Source organism: Ralstonia sp. AU12-08, assembly GCF_000442475.1.
Classification (GTDB): Bacteria; Pseudomonadota; Gammaproteobacteria; order Burkholderiales; family Burkholderiaceae; genus Ralstonia; species Ralstonia insidiosa.
Map to the genome: position 1 here is coordinate 131,226 of NZ_ASZV01000047.1, position 18,553 is coordinate 149,778.

Sequence of the window (18,553 nt, forward strand, 5' to 3'; positions counted from 1 at the left end):
GCCGTCCGGCCAACTCAGGCCAACGGACTGCGTGCAAACCTTGCCGACGACGCGAGAGCGACAGGATCGGCAGGACCAACCCGCAGGGATGGGCCCACATCCCGCATTCAGCAACTTCGACCAAGGTTCGAGGAGACCGACATGAGCTTCGTCAGGCAACACCTGATCTGGCTGGTCGTCGCCATTCTTGGCGCGTCTGCTTTTGCCACCGTTGCGCTCGCGCGCGGCGAGGCAGTCAGCGCGCTGTGGGTGGTGGTGGCCGCCGTATGTATCTACCTGATCGCGTATCGCTACTACAGCCGCTTCATTGCCGACCGCGTGCTCGGCCTGGACGGCACCCGCAAGACGCCCGCCTGGCGTCATAACGACGGGCTCGATTACGTTCCCACCAACAAGTACGTGCTGTTCGGCCACCACTTCGCGGCCATCGCCGGTGCTGGCCCGCTGGTCGGCCCCGTGCTGGCCGCGCAGATGGGCTATCTGCCGGGCATGCTGTGGATTCTGGCCGGCGTGGTGTTTGCCGGCGCGGTGCAGGATTTCATCGTGCTGTTCATCTCCACCCGCCGCGACGGCCGCTCGCTGGGTGACCTGGTGAAGAGCGAGATGGGCACGGTGCCCGGCGTGATCGCGCTGTTTGGCGCGTTCCTCATCATGATCATCATCCTGGCCGTGCTGGCGCTGATCGTGGTGAAGGCGCTGGTCGGCTCGCCGTGGGGCACCTTCACGGTGGCCGCGACGATTCCCATCGCGCTGTTCATGGGCGTGTACGTGCGCTACATCCGCCCGGGCCGCATCGGCGAGGTGTCGATCATCGGCTTCGTGCTGCTGATGCTCGCCATCATCGGCGGCCAGGCGGTGCATGAGAACGCCGCGCTCGCGCCGCTGTTCACGTTCGACGGCAAGGCGCTGACGTGGATGCTGATCGGCTACGGCTTTGTGGCCTCGGTACTGCCGGTGTGGCTGCTGCTGGCCCCGCGTGACTACCTGTCGACGTTCCTGAAGATCGGCACGATCATCGCGCTGGCCATCGGCATCCTGATCGTCGCGCCGAAGATGCAGATGCCGCAGCTCACGCAGTTTGCGGCCGGCGGTGGCCCGGTGTGGTCGGGCAACCTGTTCCCGTTCCTGTTCATCACGATTGCGTGCGGCGCGGTGTCGGGCTTCCACTCGCTCATCTCGTCGGGCACCACGCCCAAGCTGCTGGAGAACGAAACCCAAGCGCGCTTCATCGGCTACGGCGCGATGCTGATGGAATCGTTCGTCGCCATCATGGCGCTGGTGGCCGCTTCGGTCATCAACCCGGGCGTGTACTTTGCGATGAACAGCCCGGCAGCACTGGTGGGTGCAACGCCGGATGTGGTGGCGCAGACGCTGTCCACCTGGGGCTTCGTCATCACGCCGGACGTGCTGATCCAGACCGCCAAGGACGTCGGCGAGAACACCATCCTCGCCCGTGCAGGCGGCGCACCGACGCTCGCTGTGGGCATGGCGCACATCCTGCACCAGGTGGTGGGCGGTCAGGCCATGATGGCCTTCTGGTACCACTTCGCGATTCTGTTCGAGGCGCTGTTCATCCTCACCGCCGTGGACGCAGGCACGCGTGCGGGCCGCTTCATGCTGCAGGATCTGCTGGGTACCTTTGTGCCGGCACTCAAGCGCACGGACTCGCTGGTCGCCAACCTGATCGCCACCGCCGCAACGGTCGCACTGTGGGGCTACTTCCTGTACCAGGGCGTGGTCGACCCGCTGGGCGGTATCAATACGCTGTGGCCGCTGTTCGGCATCTCCAACCAGATGCTGGCCGCGATTGCGCTGACACTGGGCACCTGCGTGCTGGTCAAGATGAAGCGTGACCGCTACGTGTGGGTGACGCTGCTGCCGACCGCGTGGCTGCTGATCTGCACGCTCACGGCCGGCTGGCAGAAGCTGTTTGATCCGGACCCGAAGATCGGCTTCCTGGCCCACGCCAACAAGTACGCTGGCGCGATTGCCGAAGGCAAGCTGTTGGCTCCGGCCAAGTCGGTGGCGCAGATGCAGCAGATCGTGCTGAACGACCGTATCGACGCCTTCCTGTGCGGCCTGTTCGTGCTGGTGGTGGTCAGCATCGGTTGGTACGGCGTGCGCACGGTGCTCAAGGCGCGCGCGGCCAACCGCCCGACCGTCAACGAAACGCCGTACGAAGCGCTGGGCGCATAAGGCCCAGCACCGTGGAAGCGGCATGCCACGTGCGTGCCGCTGTCTTGCAAGGAGCACCCACATGCGCGAAGAAATCGAAACCCTCGGCCGCTACCTCGGCCAGGCAATGCGCCTGATGGTGGGCGTGCCGGACTACGACACCTACGTGCGCCACATGCAAGAGACCCATCCCGGCCAGCCCGTCATGACGTACGAGGAGTTCTTCCGCGAGCGCCAGGACGCACGCTACAAGGGCCGCGTGGGTCGCTGCTGCTGACGGCGAATCAAACGCTGCAAAAACAAACCGCCGGTGCATGAAGCCATGCCCGGCGGTTTTCTCATGCGTGCGCTACAAGGATGGGCGCGCCGCCGTGGGCGGATCGCCATGCTTGGCCCGATAGGTCTTCTCCACCAGCTCGCGCAGCTTGCCTAGCGCACCCACGTCGCCCTGCGCGGCGGCACGGCCGTACCAGGTCTTGGCCTGCTCGACGTCCTGCGGCACCACGCCTGGCTCGCCGCGCTCGTAGTAGCTGCCGACAATGTACTGCGACGGTGCATCGCCACCTTCGGCGGCCTTCTTGTACCAGGTGAAGGCGCGCTTGTAATCACGCGGTACGCCCCGGCCGGTGAAGTAGTTGGTGGCCAGCGCGCGCTGCGCCTCGACATGCCCGCCGACGGCGGCACGCTCGTACCACTTGTTGGCCTCTTCCACGGAGCGCGGCACCAGCTCGCCGCGTTCGTACAACTCGCCGTAGGCAAACTGCGCGTGGGTCATCTGATTGTCGGCGGCGCGGCGCAACCATTTGACGGCTTCTTCGGGGCGGGCGACGGTACCTTCGCCGCGCATCAGCATCATCGCGTAGTTGAATTGCGCGAGACGATTACCGCGTTGCGCGGCCTCGGCGAACTCGTCAAAGGCGTGGCCGAAGTCGTTGTGTTCGTAGTGCGCGATGGCGATCTGGGTGAGGGCGGCGGCATCGCTGTGGGTCTCTGTCGGTGAGGACGCGGCCAGCGCCGGCAGCATCGCAGCACTCGCCACCAGGGCAACGACCGTCCGCAGCATGCGTCGTGTGACTGATATGCCCATCACGTGCTCCTCACCGGAAGATGGTCGAGTGTACCGCGGCGCCCCGTCTCGCGTTGGCATGGCGCAGGCGCATGGACGGACGCGAGCTGATTGCCGTGGCAATCAGGCTGCACGCACCCGGTACACCGCCACGCTGCCACGCCAGTTGGCGCCCCAGCGCACGACGCTGCCTTCGTGTAGCACGACGCGATCGAGAATCAGCAGCCCCACCTTGGACGCCAGCACTTCAAAGTCGCGGATCGTCAGCACGCGCACGTTGGGCGTGTCGTACCACTCATACGGCAATGCTTCCGACACCGGCATGCGCCCGCGGAAGATCGACAGCCGATGCGGCCAATACCCAAAGTTCGGGAACGACACGATGCACTCGCGGCCCACGCGCAGCATCTCGCGCAGCACCTGTGCGGTGTTGTGGATGGTCTGCAGCGTTTGCGAAAGGATGACCGTGTCGAAGCTCTTGTCTTCGAACAGCGCCAGGCCGCCCTCAAGATTCTGCTGGATCACCTGCACGCCCTTCTTGGCGGCCGCCAGCACACCGGCGTCGTCAATCTCGATGCCATAGGCCTGTACGTCCCGCTCGTCCTGTAACACGCGCAGCAGGCTGCCATCCGCACAGCCCAGGTCGAGCACCGTGGAGTTCGGCTCGATCCAGCGCGCGATGGCACGGAAATCCGCACGGTCGGCCAGGATGTTGGGCACAGCGGAGGGTGCGGCGGCGTTCTGCGCGTTCAATGTTTCGGTGGTCATGCGCCGATCTCCTGGGCGATGCGTTCGTAGTAGGCACGCACCAGGGCGTGGTAGCGCGCGTCTTCCAGGAGGAAGGCGTCGTGGCCGTGGGGGGCTTCGATCTCGCCGTAGGTGACGCGGTGCTTGTTGTCGAGCAGCGCCTTGACCAGCTCGCGGCTACGCGCGGGGGCGAAGCGCCAGTCGGTCGTGAAGCTGACGACGAGGTAACTGGCTTGCGTGTGTGCCACGGCCTTGGTTAGATTGCCGCCGTAGGCCAGTGCGGGATCGAAGTAGTCGAGCGCACGCGTGATCAGCAAGTACGTGTTGGCGTCGAAGTACTCGGCAAACTTGTCGCCCTGATAGCGCAGGTAGCTCTCCACCTGGAACTCGACATCGAACGAGAAGCGGATGTCTTCCGCCTTGAGCTCGCGGCCGAACTTGGACGCCATGTCCTCGTCCGACAGATACGTGATGTGGCCGATCATGCGCGCCACGCGCAGGCCGCGCTTGGGCTTGACGTTGTGGGCGTAGTAATCGCCGCCGTGAAAGTCGGGGTCAGACAGGATCGCGCTGCGCGCCACCTCGTTGAAGGCGATGTTCTGCGCCGACAGCTTGGGCGTGGAGGCCACCACCACGCAGTGCCGCACGCGCTCCGGATACATCAGGCTCCAGGCCAGCGCCTGCATGCCGCCGAGGCTGCCACCCATGACCGCCGCGAATTGCTGGATGCCGAAACGATCGGCCACGCGCGCCTGGGCGTTCACCCAGTCTTCCACCGTCACCACGGGGAAGCGCGCGCCGTACGGGGCGCCCGTCTCCGGGTGCGGGCTCATCGGGCCGGTCGAGCCGAAACATGAACCGAGGTTGTTCACCCCGATGACGAAGAAGCGGTTGGTGTCCACCGGCTTACCGGGGCCGACCATGTTGTCCCACCAGCCGACTTCGCCTTCCGCATGCACGCCGGCCACATGGTGCGAGGCGTTGAGCGCATGGCAGATGAGCACCGCGTTGGAGCGGTCGGCATTGAGCGTGCCGTAGGTCTCGACCATCAGGTCGTAGCCGGCGAGCTGCGTGCCGTTGCGCAGCGGCAGCGGCTCGGCAAAGTGCATGCGCTCAGGCACAACCAGGCCGATGGCGTTGGCCGATTTGGCCTTGTGTGCCGCTGGAGGAGGGGTCTCGGTCACTGCCGCAGCATCTGCGGAGGCCGCCTGAAGTTCTGTCATGGCACCAAAGAAAAAACCCGACCGGCAACGCTGATGTCGCAACCAATCGGGTTCTCATGTGGCGCACGTGGGGCACTTACCTTCACCACCCGCGTTCTGACCGAACCTCTTTAGCCGCATTTGTAATGAGAGCCCTGAGCCACATTCGTGCCATCAAGACTCCCGCGCGCCCGCAAGCCAGTCGTCAAATCGGCGCGTCAGGAAATGGTGATTATAGAGCAAGCCCGAAGCGATGCGGCCGTGCCGTTGTGTCGTCTCGTGATGCTCTGTCGAAAGCGTGGTGATCAATCAGCGGTGTCATGACGCAACGCCAACGCCCAACGCTCAGCCCAGGCGTGGAGCGGCATGAGCAGCGCCTGCAGCTCCACACATAAATCGGTGAGCCGGTATCCGCCCTCATCGTGATCAACCAGCCCGGCAGCGCGCAGCTCTTTGAGGCGCGTGTTGAGTAACGCCGGATTAGTATCCGCCGCGTCCTGCAGCGCCCGGAAATTCAGTGGGCCGTCGCGCAATTCCCAGATGATGCGCAGCGTGCCGCGTCGGCCGAACAGGTCCAGCGCGGCCATGATCGGACGGCCGGAATCCGAACCGCGCACGGCCTGACCGGGAAGTGGCGTCTTCATGCTTTACTTTCCATAGCAAATTTTGTACGTTTACTATGGAAATCATAGCGCAGGAGACCGCATGGAAACCGCTCGTATCGCCCCCGCGACACCACCGTTTGCCGCATCGATCCAACAAACCATCGACAAGGTCATGCGCGGGCAACCACCGCTGACCCTGTTCACGACGCTGGCCCGCGATGAACGGCTCGCTGGCAAGTTTTTCGCGGGCGGTCTGCTGGACAAGGGACACCTCAGCCTGCGGGACCGCGAACTCGTGATCGATCGCACCACCGCGCGCTGCGGCTCCGAGTACGAATGGGGCGTGCATATCGCGATCTTCGGCGAGGCAGCCAGCCTGACCGAAGCACAGATCCGCTCACTGGTGCACGGCAATCCGACCGACGCCTGCTGGCAGCCGCACGAGACCACGCTGCTGCAGTTTTGCGATGCCCTGCACGAGACCTGCGATATCGACGACGCACTGTGGGCACGCGTGAAAGCCCACTACAGCGACGATGCCGTGCTCGAACTGCTGATGCTCGCGGGTTTCTACCGCACAGTGAGCTATCTCACCAACGCTCTGCGGTTGCCGCTCGAAGGCTTTGCGCGGCGCTTTCCTGCCACGGAAAACGCCCCGGCCTGAGCCGTCGCGGCAAAGGGAGGTTCGACCGGGGCGGGCGCCGCCTGTTGCTACTCACGCGTTTGCGGGCTGGGCGGTGAGCACCGTGCGCTTGCGCTGGTTCAGCCAAGCGGCCACGAACACAAGCGCAGCGAGAATCGCCGTGGCAATCACCTCGGTGCGCAGGCCCGGGAGGATCAACATGGCCAGCAGCACCCCACAGATGAAGAGGATGACTGCCCACGTCAGCCACGGGAACAGCCACATGCGCAGCGGTGTGCTCACCCCAGACGCATCCAACGACGCCCGCATGCGCAATTGCGAGATTGCAATCGCCATGTACACCAGCAGCGCAATCGCCCCCGACGTAGCCAACAGGAAGGAGAACACCTGCTCCGGCATCACGTAGTTGGCAATGACCGTGAGAAAGCCGAACGCGGTGGAGGCCAGCACGGCTGCACGCGGCGTGCCGTTGGCATCTGTCCGGCGCAAGGCGGCCGGCGCATCACCGCGCACCGACAGCGAAAACAGCATGCGCGACGCCGTGTACAGCGCCGAATTCAGGCAGCTCGCCACCGACACCAGCACGATCACATCGACGATGGCCTTGGCATGCGGCACGCCAATCAATTCCAGCGCACGCTGGTAAGAGCCATGCGCCGCCAGCAGCGGATCGTTCCACGGTACCAGCGCCGTCACCACGAAGATCGAGCCCAGGTAGAACAGGCAGATGCGCCAGATGACCGACTTGGTGGCGCGCACGATCTGGCGCGATGGGTCAGCGGACTCTGCCGCCGCAATGGTGACGATCTCGGTGCCGAGAAAGGTGAACATCGTCGTCAGCAATGCCGCCAGCACGGCACCAAAGCCGTTGGGCATGAAGCCGCCCACATCCAGCAGCCGCGCCGCGCCCGACACGCCGGAGCCCGGCAGCAAGCCCAGCACCGCCGCGCCACCGACCGCCAGGAAGATGACGATGGCCACCACCTTGATGAGCGCAAACCAGAATTCGAATTCGCCGTAGTTCTTGACCGAGAACAGGTTGGTGAGCGTGAGCACGAACGTCACACCCAACGCAAAGACCCAGGTGGCCACATCGGAAAACCACGTGTTGAGGATGAGTGCAGCGGCGGTGGCCTCGATCGGGATCACCAGCACCCAGAACCACCAGTACAGCCAGCCGATGCTAAAGCCCGCCCAGTGCCCGATGGCTCGGTCGGCATAGGTGGAAAACGAACCGGTATCCGGATGCGCCACGGCCATTTCACCCAGCATGCGCATGACCAACACCACCAGCAAACCGGCGATGCCATACGCGACAATGGCTGCCGGCCCCGCTTTGGCAATCGCGTGCCCGGAGCCCACAAACAAACCCGCGCCGATCACGCCTGCAATCGACAGCATGGTCACGTGGCGCGGCTTCAGGCCTGAACTCAGGCCTGACTTTGATCCTGTCATGTCTCTTCCTTGATGCTTCATTCCCCCGGGGTTGGGTGGAAATGACAACGGCCGGATTCTAGTGTCCGGCCTGTCGTCAGATGCGCTGCGTATGGAGATTTAACCGAGCCCAGCCATGTTGATGTACTTGATCTCCAGGTACTCGTCGATGCCGTACTTGGAGCCTTCGCGGCCCAGGCCCGATTGTTTGACGCCGCCGAACGGTGCTTCGGCCGTCGAGATCAGCCCGGTGTTGACACCGACCATGCCCGACTCCAGCGCCTCCGACACGCGCCACGCGCGGCCCAGATCACGCGTGTAGAAGTACGCGGCCAGGCCGAACTCGGTGTCGTTGGCGGCGGCCACGGCTTCGTCTTCGGTGTCGAAGGGGATGAGCGCCGCCAGCGGGCCGAAGGTCTCTTCATGCGCAACCAGCATGCCCGGCTTGGCATCGACCACAACGGTCGGCTCGAAGAACGCACCGCCTTGTGCGGACAGCGCATGCGGCTTGCCGCCTACCAGCACGCGGGCACCTTGTGCGATGGCATCGTCCAGATGCTGACGCACCTTGTCCATCGCACGCATGTGGATCAGCGGGCCCTGCTGCACGCCGGGCTCGGTGCCATTGCCCACGCGCAGCGCGCGCACCGCATCGGCCAGCTTGGCGGCAAACGTGTCGTAGATACCGCGCTGTACGTAGAAGCGATTGGCGCACACACAGGTCTGGCCGGCGTTGCGGTACTTGGCGATCATCGCGCCTTCCACGGCGGCATCGACATCCGCATCGTCAAACACGATGAAGGGCGCGTTGCCACCCAGCTCGAGCGATAGCTTCTTGATGTCTTCCGCGCACTGGCGCATCAGCAACTTGCCGACACCCGTGGAGCCCGTGAAGCTCAGCTTGCGCACGATGGTGTTGGAGGTCAGCTCGCCGCCAATGGCTTGCGAGTCCCCCGTGATGACGGAGAGCAAACCCGCAGGCACACCCGCACGCGCAGCCAACTCGGCAAAGGCCAGCGCGGAATAGGGCGTCTCAAGCGCGGGCTTAACCACCATCGAGCAGCCCGCCGCCAGCGCCGGGCCCACCTTGCGCGTCATCATCGCGATCGGGAAATTCCACGGCGTGATAGCGGCCGTCACACCGATCGGCTCCTTGGTCACGACGATGCGGCGATCGCTCTGCGGCGCGGGAATCGTGTCGCCATAGACGCGGCGCGCTTCTTCGGCAAACCACTCGATGAACGAGGCGGCGTAAGCGATCTCGCCAGCGGCTTCGGGTAGCGGCTTGCCTTGCTCGGCCGTGAGGATGGCAGCGAGGTCCTGCTGGTGATCCATCATCAGGTCGGCCAGCTTGCGCAAGATCTTCGAACGCTCACGCGCCGGCACCTTGCGCCAGGCGCGCTGCGCAACCTGTGCGGCGTCGATGGCGCGGCGCGTCTCGGCCGCGCCCATGCCGGGCACGGTGCCGATGGTGCGGCCGGTGGCGGGGTCGGTCACATCGCGCGTGGCGCCATCATCGGCATCGGCCCAGGTGCCGGCAAGAAACGCCTGCGTGCGCCACAGGCCCGGGTCTTTGAGCGCGATCGGTGCGGCCGGTGCGTTCGGCAAATCAGTGCGGGTCATGCTGTCAGCCCTCCAGTGCGCGTTGCAGGATGGCAAGGCCCTCTTCGAACACCGCATCTTCAATCGTGAGCGGGAACAGGAAGCGGATCACGTTGCCGTACACGCCGCACGACAGCAGCAGCAGACCGGCGTCGAGCGCACGTTGCTGCACGCGCTTGGTGAAGTCGGCGTCGGGCTTGCCGTCCGGCGTATTGAATTCCACAGCAACCATCGCGCCCACGCCACGCACTTCAGCGATGCGCGGTTGCTTGGCCTTCATGCCGTTGAGCGCATCGACCAGACGTGCGCCCAGCGCGGCGGAGCGCTCGCACAGTTTTTCATCCGCGATGATGTCGAGCACCGCATGGGCTGCCGCCACGGCCAGCGGGTTACCCGCGTACGTACCGCCCAGGCCACCCGGCGCCGGTGCGTCCATGATTTCCGCACGGCCAGTGACGGCGGACAACGGCAGACCGCCGGCCAGACCCTTGGCCATCGTCATCAGGTCCGGCAGCACGCCGGTGTGCTCCATGGCGAACAGCTTGCCGGTGCGGGCAAAGCCGGTCTGCACTTCATCGGCAATCATCACGATGCCGTGCTCATCGCACAGTGCACGCACGGCGCGCACGAAGTCGGCAGGCATCTGGTAGAAACCGCCCTCGCCCTGCACCGGTTCAAAGATGATGGCGGCGACTTGGCGCGGGTCAATGTCAGCCTTGAACAGACGCTGGATGGCGTCCAGCGAATCCTGCGTGCTCACGCCATGCAGCGCGACCGGCGCCGGCACGTGATAGATGCTGCCCGGGAACGGACCAAAGCCCGTCTTGTACGGCACCACCTTGCCCGTGAGCGACATGCCCATGAACGTACGGCCGTGGAAGGCGCCCGTGAGCGCGATCACGCCCGGACGACCGGTGTGTGCACGGGCGATCTTGACGGCGTTCTCAACGGCCTCGGCGCCCGTGGTGAAGAACGCCGTCTTCTTGGCGTGCGCGCCGGGCGTGGCCGCATTCAGACGCTCCGCCAGTTCGACGGACGAGCCATACGGCACGATCTGATAAGCCGTGTGCGTGAAGTGGTCGAGCTGCTCACGCACGGCCTGCACCAGGCGCGGATGACGGTGCCCCGTGTTCACCACAGCAATGCCGGCCGCGAAGTCGATGTAGCGGCGGCCTTCCACGTCCCAGAACAGGGCGTTCTCGGCGCGCTCTGCGTAGCGGTCGGTCATCACACCCACGCCGCGCGGGGTGGCAGCGAGGCGGCGGGCATTCCATTGGGCGTTCTGTTGCGGCGCTTGTTGCGGATCTCGGGCGTTCATGGCGTTGGGGTGCGTTGGGTCAAAAAAGATGCGATGAAGGTCAGTGTGGCAGCCATTGGCCCCGTACAATGAGACCCAATCGTGTTTTTCTGATGGAGCCACTTTGGCTCCACAACCTGCCATGGCCGAGCATTCCCCCGCCCACCGCGCCAGCATGCTGGTCGACTACCTACAGCGCCGCTTTGACCGCGCCGATGCCAGCGGCGAGCCCGATCACCGCCGCCTGTATCGCGCGCTGCAGGAGGGCATCCTGCGCGACGAGCTGCAGCCCGGCACGCGCCTGCCATCGTCACGCCAGTTGGCAACCGAGCTGGGCATTGCACGCAATACGGTCATCCACGTGTACGAGCAGTTGGGCGTGGAAGGCTACGTGTCGGCAGGCGTGGGCAGCGGCACCTTCGTCGCCGATACCGCACCAGACCGGCTGGACGCCACGCCTGTGCCAACGGCCCCCGCTGTTGAGGTTGCGGAAGCTGCTGCCCCCATCGCACCGATGCTCTCTACGCGAGGCCGCGCCCTGGTGCGCGATGCGGGCGCCAGCTCTCGCCAATGGGGCGCCTTCATGCCGGGCGTACCGGAGGTGCGGATGTTTCCCGCGCGTATCTGGTCGCGGCTGCACAACCGGTTGCTGCGCAAACCCTCGCCCGCGTTGCTGACGTATCCGGTGGGCGCCGGCTACCTGCCGCTGCGCACCGCGCTGGCCGACTACCTGCGCACCGCGCGCGGCGTGCGCTGCGAGCCCGAGCAGATCATCATCACCGCGGGTATCCACCCATCGCTGCAACTCATCGCGCAACTGCTGTGCGATGCGGGTGACAGCGCCTGGATTGAAGACCCCGGCTACTGGGGCGTGCGCAGCGTACTCACCGCTGCGGGCATCCGCACCGTGCCGCTGCCGGTGGACGACGAAGGCATGCGCTTTGACGTGCCGACTTCCGTACCCGCACGCACGCGTCAGCGTGGCAAGCCGCCCAAACTGATGGTGGTCTCGCCCTCGCACCAATACCCGCTCGGTTCGGTGATGAGCCTGGCGCGCCGCCGCGCGCTGCTCGCCACCGCACACGCCACCGACGCATGGATCGTTGAAGACGACTACGACAGCGAGTTCCGCTACGGCAGCCGCCCGCTACCATCGCTGCAAGGGTTGGACGAAGGCGGGCGCGTGCTCTACATGGGCACGTTCTCCAAGGTGCTGTTCCCGAGTCTGCGGATCGGCTATCTGGTGGTGCCGCCCGCGCTGGCCGATGCCTTTGCGACAGGGCTCTCAGAGATGTTCCGCGGCGGCCAGATCCTCACGCAGGCGGTCCTGGCGGACTTCATTGCGGAAGGCCATTTCGTCTCGCACATCCGGCGCATGCGCGGCGTGTATGCCGAGCGGCGCGAAACGCTGCTTGCTTCCATCGCCAACGAGTTTGGCGAGTCGCTGCCCGTGCATGACGGCGCATCGGGCCTGCATCTCGTACTGGGGCTGCCGGCGGGTACCAATGACGTGGCCGTGGCAGATCTGGCGCTCGCCAACGATGTCGTCACGCGGCCGCTCTCGCGCTACTACCAGGACGACGCGCGCCGCCAACCGGGCCTGCTGCTGGGCTACGGTCACGTGGAGACCGAACACATTGCCGCGCGTTTTCACACGCTGGCGGAGGCGGTGCGAACGATCGGTTGAGCGCACAAAAAAGCCCCGCATCCGCGGGGCGTTTTCTTGGGCGAGTGGCTCAGGCCAACACCACCCGCAACTGCGCCTCGACACCCTCCATGGGCGACTTGCGGAAGCCGCTCTTGGCATACCGGTGCCAGCGCCCCAGCACCACGCAGACGATCAGGTTGGCGCGCGACGCGATGTCGGTATCGGCCGGCCACGCACCCTGCGTCACCGCCACGCGCAGACTCTGCTTGAACGAGGCTTCGATACGGTCCAGGCACTGCGCCATGCGCTCGGGCAGGCGCTCATCCTCACCGACCAGCGCCTCTCCCACCAGCACCCGTGTCATGCCCGGGTTCTTGTCGGCAAACGAGAGCAGCATGTGCGCGATGGCGTGCGCCTGGCGCAGGCCGTGCTCTTCGCGCAGGGTGATCTGGTTGATGAGGCCGAAGACGGTCTGCTCGATGAATTCGATCAGGCCCTCGTACATCTGCGCCTTGCTGGCGAAATGTCGGTACAACGCCGCTTCGGAAACGTCCAGCCTGGCAGCCAGACCCGCTGTAGTGATCTTTTCGCCACGCGGCTGTTCGAGCATGCCCGCCAGCGTCTGCAGGATCTGCACGCGGCGCTCGCCCGGGCGGGGGCGCTTGCGTACGGGTGTGGCTTCAATAGGCGCTTCCGTAGCCAGCTCGGCCGTCGGAAACCCCGTTTGCGCGTTGCTCATGACTTCCTGGCCCCTCTCCCGTTCTGCACGCGGAAACCATGCAACAGCCTAGCCGCGTCGAACAAGCCTTCGTTTTAGTTGAAGCACCGATTTTACTTTCACGCTGACATAGCCGGGCCGGTTGGCGAACAAAATCGGTGCAGCGGCCGGCTGATGTGGCGAATTTGCACGGGCGCCCATCGCCGCCACTTGCATTGGATGCAAAGCCTCGGCAGCCGATTGCGATGACAGCGCAGCAGACGGCGAAACCACCCCAGGCGCCACACGCCGGAGATAGCCCGTCACCCACACGGTGCCGATGCCCAGCTTGCGGTAACGCTTGAGGTGCGAAAGCGTGTCTTCCACCAGGATGGCGCGCGACGGCGCAATGCGCTCACGCGCCAGCAGCCGGCGCAGCATCAGCGGATCGGGTTTCGGGCGCAGGCGCCGGTGCACCCACATGTGCTCAACGGCAATCTCTCGGGCAAACGCGCGCTTGAGGCCGATCAGCCGCACCACCTCGCGCGCATAGGCGACGGGGGCGTTGGTCAGGAGGATCTTGCGCCCAGGCAGCGCACGCAGCAGTTGGGCCAGGCCGCGTTCGGCGCGCACCATGGCGCGCAGGTCGTCAAACGTATGGGCCTGGGCAAGGAAGTCATCGGGGTCGACACCATGATGGCGGACCATGCCGAGAAGGGTGGCACCGTAGCGGCGCCAATAGTCCACACGCACCTGGCTGGCGGTGGCGTCATCCGTGCCAAGCACGCGCGCCACGTAGGCCGTCATCAGCCGGTTGATCTGCGGAAAGATCGCGTGCGAGGCGTGGTGGAGGGTGTTGTCGAGGTCGAACAGCCAGACCGGCTGTTGCTTGGGTGGCGTTGGGGCCACCACCTCGCGTGGCCAGGCGTGCGCGCGGCGCGCCTGAGCCACCCGGGTGTTGCTCATGAATGTCAGCTTAGTGCGAGCGGATCATCGTGCCGAACGCCTGTTCGGTCAGGATTTCCAGCAGCAGCGAGTGCTCGATACGGCCATCGACGATGTGCACCGAATTCACGCCGCTCTTGGCCGCATCCAGCGCCGACGAGATCTTCGGCAGCATGCCGCCCGAAATCGTGCCGTCGGCAAACAGCTCGTCGATCTCGCGCGCCGACAGATCCGTCAGCAGGTTGCCCTGCTTGTCCATCACGCCCGGGATGTTGGTCATCATGACCAGCTTTTCGGCCTTCAGGATCTCGGCCATCTTGCCGGCCACGACGTCGGCGTTGATGTTGTAAGCCTGGCCTTCATCCGAGAAGCCGATCGGCGAGATGACCGGGATGAACGCGTCGTCCTGCAGCGCCTTGACCACGGCCGGGTTGATCGTCTCGATGTCGCCCACGAAGCCGATGTCGATGAATTCGCCCGGCTTCTCGCGATCCGGCATCTTCAGCTTCTTGGCGCGGATCAGGCCGCCGTCCTTGCCGGTCAGGCCGACTGCCTGGCCGCCGTACTGGTTGATCAGCATGACGATGTCCTGCTGGACTTCGCCGCCGAGCACCCATTCGACCACTTCCATGGTCTCTTCATCCGTCACGCGCATGCCCTGGATGAAGGTGCCTTGCTTGCCGACCTTCTTCAGCGCTTCGTCGATCTGCGGGCCGCCGCCGTGCACCACCACCGGGTTCATGCCGACCAGCTTGAGCAGGATCACATCACGCGCGAAACCGTGCTTGAGCTTCTCTTCCGTCATGGCGTTGCCGCCGTACTTGATGACGATGGTCTTGCCGTGGAACTTGCGAATGTAAGGCAGAGCCTGCGCGAGGATTTCGGCCTTCACCGGCGGCGCAATGTGCGCGAGTTCAGGGTCCAGGCCAGCAGGGTCGGGGGCAGCAGCAACAGAAGCGTTCATGTCGGAGACATCCGGGATTGAGCGGATTGGGGCGGGTATGATGGAGCGCCGAATGTCGCGTGCGACACAAAAGCGTTGCAGCCCATTTTCGGCAGGCGCGATTTTACAAGAAAAGCAGGCGCGGTCTGATGGCACACCTTGCGTATCGACCGCACCGTTGCAGACACAGAACACCATTCATCCGACATGGCCATCGCCCCCGATCAGCTCAACGCCCTGCGCCCGCACCTGCTGCGCTTTGCGCAATTGCAATTGCGCGATACGGCACTCGCGGAAGATGTGGTCGCCGACACCATCCTTGCCGTGCTGGAGCACCCCGAGCGGTTTGCCGGCAATGCATCGCTCAAGACGTACGTGATCGGCATCCTCAAGCACAAGATCATCGACGAGATTCGCTCTGGGCGGCGCGAAGTGCGCGTCTCAATGCTCGCCGGTGGCACATCGGACGAAGCCGACCTGCGCTCCGACGAGGCCATCTTCGATACGCTCTTTGCTGCCGACGGCCACTATGTGACGCCGCCGTCCGACTGGGGGAACCCGGATGCGGCGCTGTCGCGGCGGGAATTCTTCGACATCCTGCAGATGTGTGTCGATCACCTGCCGCCGCGCGTGGGGCGCGTATTCATGATGCGCGAGTGGCTGGAGCTGGAGACCGACGAAATCTGTCAGGAATTGGAGATCACCGCGACCAATGCTTGGGCACTGCTTTACCGCGCCCGTATGCGCCTGCGCGAGTGCCTGGATCTGCACTGGTTCGGCAACCAGCCTGCAGCCGCATAGGCCGTATTACAGAGGAACACCATGCCGAACCGTTGGGGAAAACTCACCTGCAAGGAAGCACACCGCGTGCTGGTCAGCAGAATGGACCGCGATCTGAGCACGGGCGAACGCCTACGCCTGCACGCGCACCTGTTTGTGTGCGATGCCTGCACGCGCTTTTCGCATCAAATGGGGGTATTGCGCAGCGCCATGCACCGGCTAGGGCAGGATGATGATGCAGGAGGCGGGCGCCCGTGAGCGCACCCTTGGAATCGCCGAATGCCAACACCGCCTGCGCAATCTGCGGGGCGGCGCTGCGCTGTGGCGCCATCGGTGATGGCACACAGCCAGACGCAACCTGCTGGTGCATGACGGAAGAGAAACTGCCCGCCAGTGCGCGGCGCCCTGGACAGGGCTGCCGCTGCCAGCATTGCCTGCGCGAGGCGATCGCACACGCGCGAACCGCGTCGGAATTGAACTGATTAGTCGTTGCTGTCGTCGTCCACTGTGCGCAATGCGCGGCGGACGTCGGCCCGGCCGCGCTGACGCTCAGCGTGGCCGCCTTCGATGTGGGCGCCGGCTTTACGGCCGCGCGCGAGCGGCACCAGGAAGTTGCGCGGGCGCGCTGTGCCAGCCTTCGTGGAAGGCTCGATGCGAAACGTCAGTTTCTGGCGAGTGCCAAGCGTCTTGTTAGCCATGTGGAAGCATGCCTTACGTGGCCCGCAGCAACACTCGCCGCAAGCCATCAATGTTTGTGTTCGCCGCCGCTTTGGTCATGACCGTGGTTCATGGCGGGCATATTGCCGGCGGTCAGGTCGCGCACCTTGGCATCCACCTTCTGCTCGACGACGCGCTTGTCGGCCAACTCCACCTTGAGCGTGATGGGCACAGTGGTGTCCTTGGACAGCGGCTGCTTCAGGTCCATCAGCATCACGTGGTAGCCACCCGGCTTGAGCTGCACGGACTGCCCCTTGGGCAGGTCCAGCGACGGCACGGCGCGCATGCGCATCACGTTGCCCTCCATCTTCATCTCGTGGATCTCGGCCGTGCCCGCCACCGGCGTCGACACGCCTACCACCTTGGCGCCATCCGCAGCCTGCAGCGTCATGAAGGCGCCGCTGGAAGTCTGGCCCGGCACGGTGCCACGCACCCAGGCGTCTTGCACCGTCACCTGAGCGAAGGCGGCAGCGCTGACCAGCAGACCGGCAGCCAAAGCGGCCAAGCGGGCAGAAGAACGGATCGATCGGGACTTCATCATGAACAGCTCCTGTCAGGACAAACGTGCTGCGCATTAAAGCACAGGGCTTGTGGCAAGGTACGTTGGGTGCACAATTGTGCGGCTGATTGACGCATCGCGGCACAGGAAACGGCGCGGTGCCCGCGTTTACACTTCTTCCCCATGCTTTCAACCCTGACGATTGCCGCACCGCTACTGGACACATCCAGTCTACGCCGCCTGTTTTGGCTGCGATGGAGCCTGCTCGCCACCCAACTGATCCTGATGCTGCTGGCGCCGCAGGTGTTTGGCGTGCAACTGCCGGTGGTGCCGCTGCTCATGGTGATGGGCCTGCATGCGCTGTTCAACCTGGCCACGGGCCTGCGCATGCGCAGCGAGCGGCCGGTGCGCCATATCGAGATCACCATCCAGCTGCTGGTGGACCTCACCGCGCTCTCGGCCCTGCTGTACTTCACCGGTGGCGCGACCAACCCGTTCGTCTCGTTCTACCTGCCCGCGCTGGCCATTGCTGCCGCCATGCTGCCGATCGCGCACGTGGTCGGCCTGACGTTGTACGCGCTGGCTGCCTACAGCATGATGCTCGGCAACTACATCCCGCTGAACCTGCTGAACCAGGCTGATGCCGTGCCGTACCACCTGGCCGGCATGTGGATCGACTTCGTGGCCAGCAGCGCGATGATCGCCGGCTTTACCGCGCGCCTGTCCGCCGCACTGCGCGAGCGCGATGAGCAGCTGACCGAAGCCCGCGAGCGCCTGCTGCGCGACCAGCGTGTCGAAGCGCTGATGTCACAAGGCGCCAGCGTGGCACACGAGATGGGTACGCCGCTGTCCACCGTGGCGGTCATCACCGGCGAGTTGCAGCACGATGCGAAGCAGCCCGATTCACCGCTCGCACCGTACCGCGAGGACCTGCGCGCCATCGAGCAGCAGCTCGAACTGTGTCGCGCCGCGCTCGCCCGGTTGCAGCGCAAGCCCAACGATGGCGCACCTGAACCGCTCGGCCAGTGGCTGCCGGAGTTCACACAGACCTGGCAATTGCGCCACCCCGATATCCGCCTGCACACGGAAAGCTCGCCGGCCGCGCAGGCGGTGGAATTGGACCCGGTCTACGTGGGCCAGATCCTGACCATCCTGCTCGACAACGCCGCGCGCAGCCAGCAACAGGCCAAGCGCGATCAGGTGCCGCTGCTGCTGACCGCCAAGATTGACGCCAACCCAGACGTGCTGCGTGAAGCCCCACCGCAAATTGTGCTGTCCATCGTCGACACGGGCCTTGGCCTGCCGGAAGACCTGCGCACATCGCTGGGCCGCACGCCGGTGCGCAGCAAGCATGGTGGCCACGGCATCGGCGTCTATCTGGCCGCGACCACGGCGCGTCGACTGGGCGGTACCGTGGTGCTGCGCCCCAACCCGCCGCAGGGCGCGATTGCCGAACTCCGGCTGCCCGTTGGTGGTCCGAAAGAAGAATCGGCTGCCCCCATCATCGGCGCGCCCACCCTATTCACATAAGAGCGACCGCTCCAACACGGCCC

19 protein-coding genes are annotated in these 18,553 nt (G+C 65.1%); 7 read left to right on the forward strand and 12 right to left on the reverse strand.

The window, feature by feature from the left end; translation table 11 throughout:
- Positions 1–141 precede the first annotated feature (141 nt).
- Positions 142–2,196, forward strand: a complete 2,055-nt coding sequence (locus tag C404_RS52785) for a carbon starvation CstA family protein (protein ID WP_021196916.1) — start codon at positions 142–144, stop codon at positions 2,194–2,196.
- Between the two features lie 61 nt (positions 2,197–2,257).
- Positions 2,258–2,452: a YbdD/YjiX family protein gene (locus tag C404_RS52790; protein WP_003268276.1), complete on the forward strand. Its 195-nt coding sequence runs from the start codon at positions 2,258–2,260 to the stop codon at positions 2,450–2,452.
- A gap of 72 nt (positions 2,453–2,524) precedes the next feature.
- On the opposite strand, the gene C404_RS52795 is transcribed toward C404_RS52790, so the two are convergent.
- From C404_RS52795 to C404_RS52810, 4 genes are all read right to left on the reverse strand, one after another.
- The gene (locus C404_RS52795) at positions 2,525–3,238 is read right to left on the reverse strand and encodes a tetratricopeptide repeat protein (protein WP_021196917.1); all 714 of its coding nucleotides are present in this window, start codon (positions 3,236–3,238) and stop codon (positions 2,525–2,527) included.
- A 126-nt stretch (positions 3,239–3,364) separates the two neighbouring features.
- Positions 3,365–4,009, reverse strand: a complete 645-nt coding sequence (gene metW / locus C404_RS52800; protein WP_021196918.1) for a methionine biosynthesis protein MetW — start codon at positions 4,007–4,009, stop codon at positions 3,365–3,367.
- On the reverse strand, positions 4,006–5,211 hold the full coding sequence (gene metX, locus C404_RS52805; protein WP_021196919.1) for a homoserine O-succinyltransferase MetX: 1,206 nt from the start codon (positions 5,209–5,211) through the stop codon (positions 4,006–4,008). Before metX ends, metW begins: the two co-directional genes overlap by 4 nt.
- A gap of 284 nt (positions 5,212–5,495) precedes the next feature.
- Complete coding sequence (locus tag C404_RS52810) at positions 5,496–5,834, reverse strand: winged helix-turn-helix transcriptional regulator (RefSeq protein WP_021196920.1); 339 nt, start codon at positions 5,832–5,834, stop codon at positions 5,496–5,498.
- Positions 5,835–5,895: 61 nt separating this feature from the next.
- Here C404_RS52810 and C404_RS52815 point away from each other — a divergent pair, with 61 nt between their 5' ends.
- Complete coding sequence (locus C404_RS52815) at positions 5,896–6,459, forward strand: carboxymuconolactone decarboxylase family protein (protein ID WP_021196921.1); 564 nt, start codon at positions 5,896–5,898, stop codon at positions 6,457–6,459.
- A 51-nt stretch (positions 6,460–6,510) separates the two neighbouring features.
- Here the strand turns inward: C404_RS52815 and gabP are convergent, their stop codons facing one another.
- The 3 genes from gabP to gabT form a co-directional block, all read right to left on the reverse strand.
- A complete protein-coding gene (gene gabP / locus C404_RS52820) occupies positions 6,511–7,893 on the reverse strand; it encodes a GABA permease (protein ID WP_021196922.1) in 1,383 nt (460 codons plus the stop codon).
- 99 nt (positions 7,894–7,992) lie between these two features.
- A complete protein-coding gene (locus C404_RS52825; RefSeq protein ID WP_021196923.1) occupies positions 7,993–9,495 on the reverse strand; it encodes an NAD-dependent succinate-semialdehyde dehydrogenase in 1,503 nt (500 codons plus the stop codon).
- A gap of 4 nt (positions 9,496–9,499) precedes the next feature.
- The gene (gabT, locus tag C404_RS52830; protein WP_031330004.1) at positions 9,500–10,792 is read right to left on the reverse strand and encodes a 4-aminobutyrate--2-oxoglutarate transaminase; all 1,293 of its coding nucleotides are present in this window, start codon (positions 10,790–10,792) and stop codon (positions 9,500–9,502) included.
- 154 nt (positions 10,793–10,946) lie between these two features.
- Between gabT and pdxR the strand changes: the two genes are divergently transcribed.
- Positions 10,947–12,458 (forward strand): MocR-like pyridoxine biosynthesis transcription factor PdxR, encoded by a 1,512-nt coding sequence (gene pdxR / locus C404_RS52835; RefSeq protein ID WP_031330005.1) that lies wholly within the window; start codon positions 10,947–10,949, stop codon positions 12,456–12,458.
- Positions 12,459–12,507: 49 nt separating this feature from the next.
- On the opposite strand, the gene slmA is transcribed toward pdxR, so the two are convergent.
- The 3 genes from slmA to argB are packed head-to-tail and all read right to left on the reverse strand — an operon-like array spanning position 12,508 to position 15,025.
- Positions 12,508–13,158 carry a nucleoid occlusion factor SlmA gene (gene slmA / locus C404_RS52840; RefSeq protein ID WP_021196926.1) on the reverse strand — a complete coding sequence of 217 codons (651 nt, stop codon included), beginning with the start codon at positions 13,156–13,158 and terminating at the stop codon, positions 12,508–12,510.
- A 48-nt stretch (positions 13,159–13,206) separates the two neighbouring features.
- Complete coding sequence (locus tag C404_RS52845; RefSeq protein WP_021196927.1) at positions 13,207–14,082, reverse strand: pyrimidine 5'-nucleotidase; 876 nt, start codon at positions 14,080–14,082, stop codon at positions 13,207–13,209.
- 10 nt (positions 14,083–14,092) lie between these two features.
- Entirely contained in the window at positions 14,093–15,025 is a 933-nt protein-coding gene (gene argB / locus C404_RS52850) for an acetylglutamate kinase (protein WP_021196928.1), read from the reverse strand.
- A 186-nt stretch (positions 15,026–15,211) separates the two neighbouring features.
- Here argB and C404_RS52855 point away from each other — a divergent pair, with 186 nt between their 5' ends.
- Positions 15,212–15,805, forward strand: a complete 594-nt coding sequence (locus C404_RS52855) for a sigma-70 family RNA polymerase sigma factor (protein ID WP_021196929.1) — start codon at positions 15,212–15,214, stop codon at positions 15,803–15,805.
- Between the two features lie 21 nt (positions 15,806–15,826).
- Positions 15,827–16,042 (forward strand): zf-HC2 domain-containing protein, encoded by a 216-nt coding sequence (locus C404_RS0130370; RefSeq protein WP_031330006.1) that lies wholly within the window; start codon positions 15,827–15,829, stop codon positions 16,040–16,042.
- A 224-nt stretch (positions 16,043–16,266) separates the two neighbouring features.
- On the opposite strand, the gene C404_RS52865 is transcribed toward C404_RS0130370, so the two are convergent.
- Both C404_RS52865 and C404_RS52870 read right to left on the reverse strand, forming a co-directional pair.
- Positions 16,267–16,482, reverse strand: coding sequence for a hypothetical protein (locus C404_RS52865; protein ID WP_021196932.1), 216 nt, complete (start codon positions 16,480–16,482; stop codon positions 16,267–16,269).
- A 47-nt stretch (positions 16,483–16,529) separates the two neighbouring features.
- Positions 16,530–17,039, reverse strand: coding sequence for a copper chaperone PCu(A)C (locus C404_RS52870; RefSeq protein ID WP_037012527.1), 510 nt, complete (start codon positions 17,037–17,039; stop codon positions 16,530–16,532).
- A gap of 144 nt (positions 17,040–17,183) precedes the next feature.
- On the opposite strand from C404_RS52870, the gene C404_RS52875 reads away from it, so the two are divergent.
- Positions 17,184–18,530: an ATP-binding protein gene (locus tag C404_RS52875; protein WP_021196934.1), complete on the forward strand. Its 1,347-nt coding sequence runs from the start codon at positions 17,184–17,186 to the stop codon at positions 18,528–18,530.
- Positions 18,531–18,553: the final 23 nt, after the last annotated feature.

Bases quoted from the DNA above. Each gene is read 5' to 3' on its own strand.
- C404_RS52785 (WP_021196916.1), top strand. From the start codon at position 142: ATGAGCTTCGTCAGGCAACACCTGATCTGGCTGGTCGTCGCCATTCTT.
- C404_RS52790 (WP_003268276.1), top strand. From the start codon at position 2,258: ATGCGCGAAGAAATCGAAACCCTCGGCCGCTACCTCGGCCAGGCAATG.
- C404_RS52795 (WP_021196917.1), bottom strand. From the start codon at position 3,238: ATGCTGCGGACGGTCGTTGCCCTGGTGGCGAGTGCTGCGATGCTGCCG.
- metW (WP_021196918.1), bottom strand. From the start codon at position 4,009: ATGACCACCGAAACATTGAACGCGCAGAACGCCGCCGCACCCTCCGCT.
- metX (WP_021196919.1), bottom strand. From the start codon at position 5,211: ATGACAGAACTTCAGGCGGCCTCCGCAGATGCTGCGGCAGTGACCGAG.
- C404_RS52810 (WP_021196920.1), bottom strand. From the start codon at position 5,834: ATGAAGACGCCACTTCCCGGTCAGGCCGTGCGCGGTTCGGATTCCGGC.
- C404_RS52815 (WP_021196921.1), top strand. From the start codon at position 5,896: ATGGAAACCGCTCGTATCGCCCCCGCGACACCACCGTTTGCCGCATCG.
- gabP (WP_021196922.1), bottom strand. From the start codon at position 7,893: ATGACAGGATCAAAGTCAGGCCTGAGTTCAGGCCTGAAGCCGCGCCAC.
- C404_RS52825 (WP_021196923.1), bottom strand. From the start codon at position 9,495: ATGACCCGCACTGATTTGCCGAACGCACCGGCCGCACCGATCGCGCTC.
- gabT (WP_031330004.1), bottom strand. From the start codon at position 10,792: ATGAACGCCCGAGATCCGCAACAAGCGCCGCAACAGAACGCCCAATGG.
- pdxR (WP_031330005.1), top strand. From the start codon at position 10,947: ATGCTGGTCGACTACCTACAGCGCCGCTTTGACCGCGCCGATGCCAGC.
- slmA (WP_021196926.1), bottom strand. From the start codon at position 13,158: ATGAGCAACGCGCAAACGGGGTTTCCGACGGCCGAGCTGGCTACGGAA.
- C404_RS52845 (WP_021196927.1), bottom strand. From the start codon at position 14,082: ATGAGCAACACCCGGGTGGCTCAGGCGCGCCGCGCGCACGCCTGGCCA.
- argB (WP_021196928.1), bottom strand. From the start codon at position 15,025: ATGAACGCTTCTGTTGCTGCTGCCCCCGACCCTGCTGGCCTGGACCCT.
- C404_RS52855 (WP_021196929.1), top strand. From the start codon at position 15,212: ATGGCCATCGCCCCCGATCAGCTCAACGCCCTGCGCCCGCACCTGCTG.
- C404_RS0130370 (WP_031330006.1), top strand. From the start codon at position 15,827: ATGCCGAACCGTTGGGGAAAACTCACCTGCAAGGAAGCACACCGCGTG.
- C404_RS52865 (WP_021196932.1), bottom strand. From the start codon at position 16,482: ATGGCTAACAAGACGCTTGGCACTCGCCAGAAACTGACGTTTCGCATC.
- C404_RS52870 (WP_037012527.1), bottom strand. From the start codon at position 17,039: ATGAAGTCCCGATCGATCCGTTCTTCTGCCCGCTTGGCCGCTTTGGCT.
- C404_RS52875 (WP_021196934.1), top strand. From the start codon at position 17,184: ATGCTTTCAACCCTGACGATTGCCGCACCGCTACTGGACACATCCAGT.